Genomic DNA, 12,072 nt, shown 5'->3' with positions numbered 1-12,072 from the left:
TCCAAGGCTAATAAATCAATTATTTTGTTTTTTTGTTTGGCGTTATTTACTTAAATATTATGAGGGTTTTATTAAAAAATAATGCAATCTTTTAGTTTAATCTACTTTAAAAGGTTATGACCTTATAATCTAACCCATAACATTATAGCCTTATGATGTAGTTAGAAAATAAGGAATAGAATCCATGAAAAAAAACAAATATGAACTTATTATTATAGGTGGTGGAGCAACTGGAAGTGGAATAGCATTGGATGCAGCTTCTAGGGGAATTAAAACATTATTATTAGAAAAAAATGATTTTTCAGAAGGTACAAGCTCAAGAAGTACTAAATTAGTTCATGGCGGCGTTCGTTATTTAGAAGCAGCAGTAAAAAAATTAAACAAAGATCAGTTCTTATTGGTCAAAGAAGGTTTAAAAGAAAGATCACGTTTACTTAAGAATGCACCGCATTTATGTTCAAGATTAACACTTGTAACTCCTATATATAAATGGTGGGAACTGCCGTATATGTTTATTGGTTTAACTTTATATGATTTAGTTGCAGGAAAAAAAGGTCTAGGAAGATCTTCTATTGTTTCTAAAGATACCATGATAAAATCTTTTCCTATTATAAAAAAAGATGGCCTTGTTGGTGGGGTTAAATACTATGATGGATCATTTAATGACAGTAAACTAAATGTATCTCTTTTGCAAACGGCGCAAAAACATGGAGCTGTTTGTAAAAACTATCAAGAAGTACTTGGTTTTGAATATGAGAATGAAAAAGTTAGTGGTTTAAGAATAAAAGATAAAATCAATAATGAAGAATACACAGTAGAAGCAGACATGATTGTAAATGCTACGGGAGTATTTTCAGATAATATTAGACGCTTAGATGATAAAGAAGCAAAAAAGATGCTGGATTTAAGTTCTGGAATTCATATTGTATTGGACAAAAAATACTTGCCTTTAGGTGAAGGTTTAATGATACCAAAAACGGAAGATGGAAGAGTATTATTTATTTTACCTTGGATGGGAAAATGTTTAGTAGGTACTACAGATGAAAGTACAAAACTGCAAGAAAGACCAGAAGTAAGTGATAAAGATATTGAATATATTTTAAAACACTTAGAAATATATTTTTCATTAAAAATTAATAAGAGTGAAATTTTATCTTCTTGGTGTGGAATTAGACCTTTGGTTGCGCCTGATAAAGATGCAGATACATCAACAATAGTACGTGATCATGTAATTACTAGCTCAAAATCTGGTTTGGTAAGTATTATTGGTGGAAAATGGACTACGTATAGAAAAATGTCACAAGAAGTAGTAGATTATCTTGATAAAAAGTTTGATTTAAATAAAAATAAATGTTTTACAAAAAAATTAAAATTAATTGGAAGTGAAAATTTTGATTCTTTCAAAAAAGACAATAATAATGAAGATAAAACATTTCAACATCTTGTTTCTTTGTATGGTGATAAAACTTCTTTGGTTCTTTCTTCTGGGAATAAAAATGAGTATATCAACAAAAACTATCTTTATACACATGCTGAATTAATGTATTGTTTAGAATATGAATTTGTTAAAAAACCTTTGGATTTTTTAGTAAGACGAACAAGTTTAGCTCTAATAGATAAAGATGCTGCTAAAGAATCATTAGATACAGTTGTTAATATAATGGCTGAGTATTTTAAGTGGAACGATGAGAAAAAAGAAAATGAAAAAACAACTGCTCTAAGAATATTAAACAATAACTTATAAAAAAAACTGCGTAAATAGGTGTATTTAAAAAAAAAGTATAAATTTAAATACACTCTAGAAGTAAAAATATCCTATAGTAAATAAATAATGTTATAATGTTATGACTTAAGTACCTATATTAGTAAAACTTATTTGATTTTACAATTTTTTTGGTGCTAGTATTTAAAAGGATATGACTTTTGTTTATAAAAAATGGTATACCTCTTTATCTTCAATTAAAAGAAAAACTTTTAGAAGACATTCAACGTAATTATAAAGTTAATGATCTAATACCTGCTGAAGGCAAACTAGAGGCTATGTATAAGGTTTCCCGCATTACAGTACGTAAAGCAATTGAGGAATTAGAAAGAAGTAATGTTGTTGTTAAAAAACAAGGAAAAGGAACTTTTGTAACAGAAGAAAAAATTCTTTATGATGCAAATGCTATTGGTTCTTTAACTCAAAGGCTTGCAAAACAAAACAAATTCTTAAGTACCAAATCTATAACCTTTGAAATAATTAAAGAAGAACATTTTGTAAAAGATTTATTAAAGTGTGATACGCTTATATGTATTAGAAGAACAAGATTGTTAAATAAAATTCCTTTTGCTTTAATGATTAATTATTTTGATATTAATACTGTTCCTAATATAGAACATAAATTAGATGAAGATTCTTTATATACCTACTTAAAAAAAGAATACAATATTGAATTTTTTACAGCAGAAGAAACAGTAGAAGCAAAAGCTGCAAATAAATCAGAAGCTAAAAAGCTTGAAATAGAAGAAGGAACACCTGTTTTATCTCTTCATAGATTGTCTTCTGATAAAAAAGGGAAAGCAGTTGAATACTCTGATTTGGTGATAAAATCAGATATGTATAAACATAAAATAATGTTATTTAGTGATAAAGTAACAAATATTTAATTTCTTTACTATAAAACGCTAAGCTTAGTGTAAAATGAAAACTAAGCTTTTTTCTATCTAATCTCTTAATCCACTTACTATAATGAACTTTCAAATTAATTTTTTAATGAGACATAAATACAGGAATACTTGTATTTTCTAGTAGATACCTAGTAGCACCACCAAACATAAGTTCTTTTAGGCCTTTATGTCCGTATGCTCCAGCTATTATTATGTCAAAATCTCCATTTATTGCAGCATTTAATAATGCTTGTCCTGGTATTCTAGTAGTTTTAATAATTTCATAAGTGGCACATATATCATGCTCTTTTAAATAATCAATAAGATTTTCCAAAACATCTAAATTTTCCACATATTCTATTGATGAAATTATATGTACTTTTTTAGCAGTTTTTAATAGCTCAATTGAAGAAGTGAGTGCACGTGATGCTTCTGTAGAATTATTCCATCCAATAATTATTGAATCAGTAGAAAACTTTCTTAAAACTCTTGGAAACATTAAAACAGGTTTACCACTTTTTAAAACGGCAGTTTCAAATGTTGCAGTAGTAAGACCAGAGGGTGGAGCAGCAGCAATTACAAGATCACAAAATTTTGATTCTTGTTCTACTAAACTACTTCTTAATCCTTCTAAGACTTTTACACGAACCAAAGCATTATTTTTATTAGTATCAATAGAAATATCGACTGCTAAGTCTTTTGCTACCTTATTAAAAAGTTCTAAAAAAACTTCATTTTCTTCTTTATACTTCATATCAACGATTTGGTCAAGCTCATTTATGATTTTTTCAGGAATTGCATATCTTTTATAAAGTGTGTTATTGTCTTTTAAACTTGACTTTAAAATATCTAATTTTATATTAAGTTTTTTTGCGATTAATAGTGCACCATAAATTCTTTCTTCTAACTCATCTCCACCACCAATTGGGAAAAATAGTTTTTTATAATACATGTGTAATCCTTTAAGTTTTTATCTATTCTAAGCAATGCATACAGATAATAATACGATGTTTATTATCTATATTCACGTTTTATATTTAAGAAAATACGTTTTTGTCCTCTAAATAAAAAGTGTAGAGGTCCTCTTAAATAAGAAACAATTCTTATTTAAAGGACGTAAAAATAAACCAATTATTAGTAGGAGCTTATTGAACTTCATGTATTGCAAGCTGTTCAAAAGCTAGAGCAATCCATCCGCTAACTAACATATCAAACCATTGTTCAACACCAGAACAAGCAACTACAACATTTCCATAAACAAAAGATCCATAGAAGGGTAAATCTCCTTCTCTTAAAGACGATGGGTGCATCGCTTGTGTTACAAGATTTGCTTGACTTTCTCTCCAAGCTTGTTGTGCTTTACTTCGTGCAAAGTCATCAAAGGGTTTTTCCCAAGTAGAATTTTTAATTGATTCTTCATATAAAATTGCATCAGAAAAAGAAGACTCCCAAGGTTTTAACCTTGGGTCCATAATCACAATATGAAGTTCTTTTCTATTGGTACGTTTGAATAATTCTTCAATTGAAGGTTTAACGAGCTCAACAGCTTGTTTCGCAATGTTTAGATGATTCATTATTTTGCAGTCTTAGCAAATATTTTAGCAAAATGAGCAACCATATCAGGAACATCATTGTTTGCTTTTCCATCTTCTACTGCGCTTCCAAGTGATGCTTTTGTACCTGCTGCGATGGCAGAAGAAACATTTAATGATTCAGTCATACTTACATAATAAGCTAAATCTTTATGTGCATTTCCAATTGAGAAACCTAAAGATTTAGTATTTCCATCAACTGCATTTGATTTTACAAAATCCATCATCATAGAATGAAGAGGTCCTGCTGACATAATATTATAAAGGTCTTCTCTTTTAATTCCTGCTAAATCAGCCATAGCAAAGGATTCTGACATTGCAGTTGCAAGTGTCATTCCAAAGAAATTATTGATAAGTTTTAAGGTATGTCCAGCACCTAAAGTACCTACATGAAATACATTTTCACCAATATCCGCTAATAGAGATTTAACTTTATCAAAATCAGTTTTTTCCCCAGCAGACATTATATTTAATAAACCATCAAGTGCATGTTTAGGAGTTCTTCCTAGTGGAGCATCCATATAACTTGAGCCTTTCTCTTTTATTTCTGCAGCAAGCATTTTAGTTGATGCAGGTAAAGATGTCCCAAAGTCTATGACTATCGTGCCAGGATTAAGTGCTTCAATTAGGCCATTTTCACCTAACATAATAGATTCAACAGCTTTTGATGTATCAACACAAATAATGATAATATCAGAATTAGAAGCTACTTCTCTGTTATTAGAAGCAACTTTAGCACCACGACTTTCAGCTTTTACTATCCCTGCATTACGGCTTCTACTGAAAACTGTTACTTCATAATTTTTATCTTGTAGTCTATTTACGATGGCAGAACCCATTAATCCTAAACCAATGAATCCAATTCTTTTTCTTTGTGTATTTGACATTATTTATTTCCTAATTTTAATTTATATTTTTCAATTAATATATTTCTATACTTAATAAAGGGGCTAGCCCCTTTATCTTTGATTTTAATTATTGTTTATTATTTTTTGTTTCTTATGAAGCTTTTTTTTCCAATTCTTTTTCAGCTTTTTTCAATTTTACAAACCTTCTATAAGAAGTAATAGCCATAAATAAAGCCAGTGCTAAGAATGAAGCACTAATTGGTCGTGTAAAAAAGATACTAGGATCATCATGAGACATTAATAATGCCCGTCGCATATTTTGCTCAGCCATTGGCCCTAGAATTAATGCCAATAATATGGGTGAAATCGGAAATTTCGCTTTATCCATAAAATAAGCCAGAATACCTACAATAAGAGCTAATCCTACATCAAAGAAAGAAAATCTCATAGCATAAGCTCCTGTAATACAAAGAAGAAATATGATTGGTGTCAAAATACTAACATTAATATTAATTAATTTAGCAAATAATTTTGCACCACTTAAACCTACAATTAATAAAACAAATTGACATAAAATCATACCAGCAAATAAAGGGTAAACAATATCAATATGATCTTTAAATAATAAAGGTCCAGGTTGTAAACCATGAATAGTTAAAGCTCCAAGTAATACAGCAGTAACAGCATCACCAGGAACTCCTAGGGTTAACATTGGAATCATCGCACCACCAACTGCTCCATTATTAGCAGATTCTGGTGCAGCAATACCTTCATGTGAACCTTTACCAAATTCTTCTGGTGTTTTAGATGTTCTTTTTGCTTCACCGTATGCAACAAATGCAGCAACATCACAACCAAGTCCAGGAACACTTCCCATTAATGCACCAATAGTTCCAGACTTACCCATAGTAGGAAGAAGGGCTTTAATATCTTTAAATCTTGGTAAAATTCTACCAACTTTTGATTTTACCTGTGGTACTAGGCCCATAGTTTCTACATTTCTAAATACTTGAGCAAAACCAAATAAACCAATTAATACTGGAATAAAAGTAATTCCACCTAATAAGTTATCGTTTTCAAAAGAAAAACGTGCCACTCCAGATAAAGGATCAAAACCAATAGTTGTTAATAATAAACCAATTAAAACTACGATTACACCTTTAAGAAGTGATTCTCCCGAAATTGAGATAATCATAGTAAGTCCAAAAACAGCCAAAGCAAAAAACTCTGGAGGTCCAAAACGTAAACCAAATTGTGCAATTTCAGGGGCTAAAAATGCCATAATTAATGCACCAATAGTACCACCCACAAAAGAAGAAACAGTTGCAATACCAATGGCCTTACCACCTTCACCTTTTTGAGTTAAAGGGTAACCATCAAGTAAGGTAGCTGCTGCTGCTGGTGTTCCAGGTGTTCTTATAAGGATTCCTGAAATAGAACCCCCATAAATTCCCCCCGTAAATATTCCCATTAATAACAATAATCCCTCAACTGGAGGAAGACTGTAAGTAAAAGGAATTAATAAAGCACAGCCCATAGTTGCAGTTAATCCAGGTAAAGACCCAACTACAATACCAGCAGTAACTCCAATTACAATAAATAATAAACTAGAAGGCGTACTAAAAATTAGTTGGAATGCGTCTAATAAATAATCAAGTGTCATTGCATTCTCCTATAAAATAAAATTCTTGTTTTAAATTTTTTATAAACTTTTTCAAAAGAGCCCTTCTGGTAAAGGTATTTTTAAAAACACTTTAAAAATTCCAAAAACAATAGTAGCAACACATGCACTAACTATCAAGGTAACTAAATAACTTTTTAGACCTAAAAACTTCATAGTTACAAATAAAAATATTCCCGTAGCAAGATAAAATCCTGCAACTTGCATCAAAAATAAATAAGCAATGGCAAATCCTAAAACAATAGAAGTACGAATAAAACCTTTTTTATTTATTGTCTCAAAGTTTTTTAAGGAATTCCCTTTTAATGCTTGATAAATAAGGGTAAGAGAAGCTAAGAGCAACATTACAGATACGACCTGTGGGAAGAAATTAGGCCCGTAACGGTTAACTCCACTTCCCACATATTGTTGTTCTGCATATAAATAAATGGCAATACTTAATAAGCTTAAGAAAATACCACTACAAACATCAATAGTCTTGTTATACATCAAAAATTACTTTTTAAGTAGACCAACAGAATCTAATGTTGGTTTAAGTACATTTTCCATATTTTCTAAAAATTCTTTAAAACCTTTAGCATCTGCATACACTAAGTTAAGACCAACTTTTTTTGTAAATTCTCTAAATTCAGGATCATCAAACATTTTTTTGAATCCAGCTTCTAAAATTTTTGTACGATCAGCTGGTACATTTTTAGCCAATGCTAATCCACGCCAATCTAAGATAGGAGCATCAGATGCGAAACCTTCTTCTTTAAGTGTTGGAACATTTGGGAATAAAGGATGACGTTTTGTATCATCTGTTACAATAATATTAACTTGACCCGCTTCCTTTAATTGCTTCATTTCATCAATACCCGTTGCTGCTAAATCAATATGTCCACCAAGTAGAGCAGAACGTGTAGGAGCTCCTCCATCAAAAGGAATAAAGTTAAATTCAATACCATTTTTAATACCTAAAGAAGCAGCAGATAAATGCCAAGCTACACCAGCACCTGTATGACCAATTGTTACTTTGCCAGGATTTGCTTTTGCATATTTAACAACATCAGCAATTGATGACCATTTAGAATCAGCTTTTACACTTAAAGCAGGAGCACTTTGATTTAATAATTGTAATAATTTAAAATCACGAAAGTTAAGTTTTGATAAACCCATTAATTTATAGGTACTAAGTCCAAAAGTAATCATACCAACTGTATAACCATCTGGCCTTGCAAGTCTAGCTGCACTCATACCAACAACACCTTGACCGCCTGTTTTATTAACTACATTTACATTTACACCAATGTGCTTTTTCGCATTTTTAACCAATGCTCTTGCAATTGTATCTGTTCCACCACCTGCTGACCATGGTACAATTAACGTGATGTCTTTTTCAGGGAATGCTGCAAATGCAGTACTTACAGAAAGTCCTATAGCCAATAGTACACTTCTAATTTGTTTTACTTGTTTCATTTTTTTTCCTTAATTATATTTAGTTTTTAAATTACACATTAGAACAATCAAAATTAATTATTCATTGTATCAATTATAAAATCCAATTCTCCTATTTGGTATGACCAAATTAGTAATTCCATCTTATACTAGTTTTTTTTAAATATTGCTTAATTTATCTATGTAATTCTAAATTAAGACAAAAAATGACTTAATATCGTGATTATTTATTAGTAAAGAAAGATTTGTTTTGATTTTTCTATGTATATAGTTAGGTATATTTTTTAATATGGTTGTACCAAACTAGGACAATATGTAATTATGGTACAATTAATAAATTTAAAGGAGATAATAATTGTGAATAAAACAGAATCAGCTCAGAAAGGAAGAATTTCTGATTATTTAGTAGATCAATTAGAAGCAAGAATATTATCCAATAATATAAAAGATGGGGAAACTTTGCCGGCTGAGAGAGAATTAATGAATCAATATAATGTAAGTAGAACGGTTGTTAGAGAAGCCATTGCTACATTGTCAAGTAAAGGTTTAGTAGTTACAAAACCAAGATTTAGACCCGTTGCAAGAAAACCAGATATTGATTCTGCTTTAAATTCTATTAGTGGGATAGTATCTCATCTTTTAAGTGAAGCTGATGGGGTGAAAAATCTATTTTATACGCGATTAATGATTGAAGCTATGTTAGTACGTGAAGCTGCAATTCATGCCAATAAGGATGATATAAAAGCATTAAGACAGGCTTTAGAAGCCAATTACCTTGCAATAAATGATTCAGATATATTCCATACTACAGATGTATTATTTCACTCTATTCTTTATGCAATTCCTAATAATCCAATATTCCCTTTGGTGCAGAAGGCTTTTGTAAATTGGTTATCTGGTTATTGGAAAAAAATGAAAATGCATGAACAAAGAAATGAAGTCAATTATTATGCACATAAAAAAATATTTGAAGCTATTTTAAACAGAGATCCTGATGAAGCTGAAAAAGCATTAAGAGAACACCTTACAAATGGGTGGAAAGAGCTTGAAGAAACTTTTAAATCATAAGGAAAGTTTTCACAAGTCTTATATAAAGATTAGATTTTTATAAGACGATAACTTTCAATATAATTTAAAAGATATTCTTTCTTAGATACTTTGAATAAAAAATATGTAAAGCAATGAAGCACAGATTTTTTAAATCTTTAAAAAATCTGTGAAAATTCCATCTACTCCCATAGCATAAAGCTCTTTTTTTCTTTTATCGTTATTGACTGTAAATACATTTACTTTATAATTAGCATTTTTTAACTTTTCTACAAGTTTTTTATTAAGAATTGCATCTTATCTTATGTTTATAAAAAATCCGTAAAAATAGCATCAACTCCCAGGGAAAAAAGTTCTTTTTTTCTCTTTTTATTATTAACAGTGAAAACATTTATTTTATAATTAGCATCTTTTATAAGTTTTACCAGTTTTTTATCAACCAAAGAATCTTCACAATTATACGCTTTGACATCTAGTTTTTTAAGATAAAGCAATAAATCTTTTGGATGTTTTTTTTCAACCAAAGCGGCTCTGTGTATATCAGGCGCAATCTTTTTTGCTTTTTTTAAATAAGAATGATTAAAAGAAGATAAAAGTACCTTTTCTTGCATATGTGTTTCTTGAACTATTTTTATGATTTCTTTGACTATTTTTTTATGAAAAGGTGTTTTTTTCATATTTTTTATTTCAATATTTGCTAAAAGGTTCTTTTTTTTACAAAACTCTAATACTTGTGTTAGTGTAAGAATTTGATCTGCTTTGATGTCATTTTTATTGACTCTTTTATCTTTAATAGTATCAAAAGGATCTTTTTCTTTAAACCAAGAAGCAAAATCAAGCATTAATAATTCTTGATAGGTAAAATCATGTATTTTCTTTTTTTTATGTGTTTTTTTATTTCTAATGATATTAGATGTACGTTTTAAGGTTTTGTCATGAATAACAACAGCAATACCATCTTTACATAAGGTTACATCAAATTCAATAAAATCACATTTTCCAAGAGCTGCTTTAAAAGCGCTCATAGTATTTTCAGGACGAATTGCCCTAAACCCCCTATGTGCTGCAATTAGCTTGGATTTGTTCTCTAGCGTATCATAAAACCCTATCATGATTTTTTCTTTGAAAAAATTAAATTTAAGATAGCAAGTACAGAGGTTCCCATAATAAGTAAAAATGAAATAGCATTAATAACAGGAGTACTTCCATCTCTTACTTGCAAATATAAGTTTACGGGTAAAGTAGTTTCAGAACCAATTAAAAATAAAGTAGTATTAAAATTTTCAAAACTCATTAAAAATGCCACGGCACCAGCTCCTATTAAAGCAGGTTTTAAAAAAGGAATAATTATATAACGAATGCTTTGAAATTTACTAGCACCTAAATTAAGGGCTGCTTCTTCCAGCGAATTATCAAATTTTTTAAGTCTTGCAGATACAACTAATAATACAAAAGTAGTAATAAAAGCAAATTGTCCAAGTACAACCAACCAAAAACTAGGGCGTAAAATCTCTAAGTCCAAAGCAAAATTATCTTCTAAAAATAAACCCGTAGAATTAACAGACAATAATAAAGATATTCCTAAAATAACACCTGGAATAACTAAAGGTGTTAGGGCTAAAAAGAATAAAAATTGTTTGTATCTAAAGTGTTCTCTTTCAAATAAAAATGCGGCCAGCGTACCTATAATTAATGAGGAAATAGATACAAAAAAGGCAGTTTGAGCTGAAACCCAAATAGACAATAGATTCTGAGTATCTTTTAATATTCCAAGGCGCTCTTCTGTATCACTTATAAACCAGTCCAAAGTAAAACCATTCCAAGGTAAAGAAGGGAAATTAGAATCATTAAAAGCCAAAACAGATGTAACCATTAAAGGTGCAAATAAAAAAATAAAAAAAGCTATAACATAAAGTTTAAAACCTATTGAATAGGCCTTAGAATTGGGTAGGGTACGAATCATGATAAAGCCTTAGATAGATTTTGTTTGGTGAGTTTAAGTCCTAACCAAATAATAAAAGAGGATAAAGCCAAAAGTAAAAAACCAAAAGCTGCACCTTGATTCCAATTTAAAGATGCTATAAATTCATTATAAATTTGTTCTGTAAACCATAAAGAATTTTTACCTCCCATTAAATTAGGGGTCAAATAATTTCCAAGTGTTAACATAAAAACAACAATAGAACCAGAGACAATACCTGAGGCACTATAAGGAATGACTATTTTAAAGAATATTGTTAGTTTTGAAGCCCCTAAATCATGTGCTGCTTCTATATATGAATCATCCATGCCTTCTAAAGAAGAAATTAAAGGCACAGCCATAAATAACATGGAAGTATAAACAAGTCCCATAATCATGGCCGCATCATTGTATAAAAATTCAATACCTGAACTAGTAAATCCCATACTTTGTAAAAAATAGTTAATCACACCACTTTCTCGCAACAGTATTGTCCATCCATAAACACGTACAAGTTCACTCACCCAAAAAGGTAAAAGTAAAAGTATAATTAAAAAAGCACTGTAACGTTTATTTACTATTTTGGTGATATAAAAAGCAATAGGAAATGTAATAATAAAAGTTAAAAAAGTAACAAAAATAGCATACATTGCTGTTCTTAAAAAAGTCAACCAATAAATATCATTGTTAAAAAACTCTTTATAATTTTCAAAACTCCAAACCATTATTTCATCATCGTTCTCAAAACGTAAAGACATAATTAAGAGCTCAATTTGCGGAATTACAATTAATAAAGCCAACCATAAAATAATAGGCACTAAAAAAATATAAAACCCTAAAGATGTTGCATTTTTCATA

At 29.7% G+C, this 12,072-nt stretch carries 13 protein-coding genes; 3 read left to right on the top strand and 10 right to left on the bottom strand.

The features are described from left to right. Positions 1 to 184 precede the first annotated feature (184 nt). Together HRT41_07830 and HRT41_07825 are read left to right on the top strand one after the other, a co-directional pair. The gene (locus HRT41_07830; protein NQY23930.1) at positions 185 to 1,744 is read left to right on the top strand and encodes an FAD-dependent oxidoreductase; all 1,560 of its coding nucleotides are present in this window, start codon (positions 185 to 187) and stop codon (positions 1,742 to 1,744) included. 179 nt (positions 1,745 to 1,923) lie between these two features. Then, the gene (locus HRT41_07825) at positions 1,924 to 2,649 is read left to right on the top strand and encodes a GntR family transcriptional regulator (GenBank protein ID NQY23929.1); all 726 of its coding nucleotides are present in this window, start codon (positions 1,924 to 1,926) and stop codon (positions 2,647 to 2,649) included. Positions 2,650 to 2,752: 103 nt separating this feature from the next. Here the strand turns inward: HRT41_07825 and HRT41_07820 are convergent, their stop codons facing one another. The 6 genes from HRT41_07820 to HRT41_07795 all read right to left on the bottom strand — a co-directional run bounded on the left by HRT41_07820 (position 2,753) and on the right by HRT41_07795 (position 8,228). After that, positions 2,753 to 3,601, bottom strand: a complete 849-nt coding sequence (locus HRT41_07820; GenBank protein ID NQY23928.1) for a universal stress protein — start codon at positions 3,599 to 3,601, stop codon at positions 2,753 to 2,755. A gap of 193 nt (positions 3,602 to 3,794) precedes the next feature. After that, on the bottom strand, positions 3,795 to 4,226 hold the full coding sequence (locus HRT41_07815; protein ID NQY23927.1) for a hypothetical protein: 432 nt from the start codon (positions 4,224 to 4,226) through the stop codon (positions 3,795 to 3,797). After that, complete coding sequence (locus HRT41_07810; GenBank protein NQY23926.1) at positions 4,223 to 5,128, bottom strand: NAD(P)-dependent oxidoreductase; 906 nt, start codon at positions 5,126 to 5,128, stop codon at positions 4,223 to 4,225. The genes HRT41_07815 and HRT41_07810 overlap by 4 nt, the downstream gene beginning before the upstream one ends. 112 nt (positions 5,129 to 5,240) lie before the next feature. Beyond that, positions 5,241 to 6,752 (bottom strand): tripartite tricarboxylate transporter permease, encoded by a 1,512-nt coding sequence (locus tag HRT41_07805; protein NQY23925.1) that lies wholly within the window; start codon positions 6,750 to 6,752, stop codon positions 5,241 to 5,243. Positions 6,753 to 6,803: 51 nt separating this feature from the next. After that, a complete protein-coding gene (locus HRT41_07800) occupies positions 6,804 to 7,262 on the bottom strand; it encodes a tripartite tricarboxylate transporter TctB family protein (protein ID NQY23924.1) in 459 nt (152 codons plus the stop codon). A gap of 3 nt (positions 7,263 to 7,265) precedes the next feature. Beyond that, the gene (locus HRT41_07795) at positions 7,266 to 8,228 is read right to left on the bottom strand and encodes a tripartite tricarboxylate transporter substrate binding protein (GenBank protein ID NQY23923.1); all 963 of its coding nucleotides are present in this window, start codon (positions 8,226 to 8,228) and stop codon (positions 7,266 to 7,268) included. A 300-nt stretch (positions 8,229 to 8,528) separates the two neighbouring features. On the opposite strand from HRT41_07795, the gene HRT41_07790 reads away from it, so the two are divergent. Further along, entirely contained in the window at positions 8,529 to 9,275 is a 747-nt protein-coding gene (locus HRT41_07790) for an FCD domain-containing protein (protein NQY23922.1), read from the top strand. Positions 9,276 to 9,404: 129 nt separating this feature from the next. Here HRT41_07790 and HRT41_07785 read toward each other — a convergent pair whose 3' ends face one another. Genes HRT41_07785 through HRT41_07770 form a run of 4 tightly spaced genes read right to left on the bottom strand, consistent with a single transcriptional unit; the run spans position 9,405 to position 12,071 of the window. Continuing rightward, positions 9,405 to 9,545 (bottom strand): hypothetical protein, encoded by a 141-nt coding sequence (locus HRT41_07785; protein ID NQY23921.1) that lies wholly within the window; start codon positions 9,543 to 9,545, stop codon positions 9,405 to 9,407. Positions 9,546 to 9,562: 17 nt separating this feature from the next. Further along, complete coding sequence (locus HRT41_07780; GenBank protein ID NQY23920.1) at positions 9,563 to 10,366, bottom strand: glycerophosphodiester phosphodiesterase; 804 nt, start codon at positions 10,364 to 10,366, stop codon at positions 9,563 to 9,565. Continuing rightward, positions 10,363 to 11,217, bottom strand: a complete 855-nt coding sequence (locus HRT41_07775) for an ABC transporter permease (protein ID NQY23919.1) — start codon at positions 11,215 to 11,217, stop codon at positions 10,363 to 10,365. Before HRT41_07775 ends, HRT41_07780 begins: the two co-directional genes overlap by 4 nt. After that, the gene (locus tag HRT41_07770) at positions 11,214 to 12,071 is read right to left on the bottom strand and encodes an ABC transporter permease (protein NQY23918.1); all 858 of its coding nucleotides are present in this window, start codon (positions 12,069 to 12,071) and stop codon (positions 11,214 to 11,216) included. The genes HRT41_07775 and HRT41_07770 overlap by 4 nt, the downstream gene beginning before the upstream one ends. Position 12,072 lies beyond the last annotated feature (1 nt).

The sequence above is a fragment of the Campylobacteraceae bacterium genome (assembly GCA_013215945.1).
Lineage (GTDB): Bacteria > Campylobacterota > Campylobacteria > Campylobacterales > Arcobacteraceae > NORP36.
The sequence above is the reverse complement of the archived record's forward strand: the minus strand, read 5'-3'. Positions and strand labels throughout refer to the sequence as shown.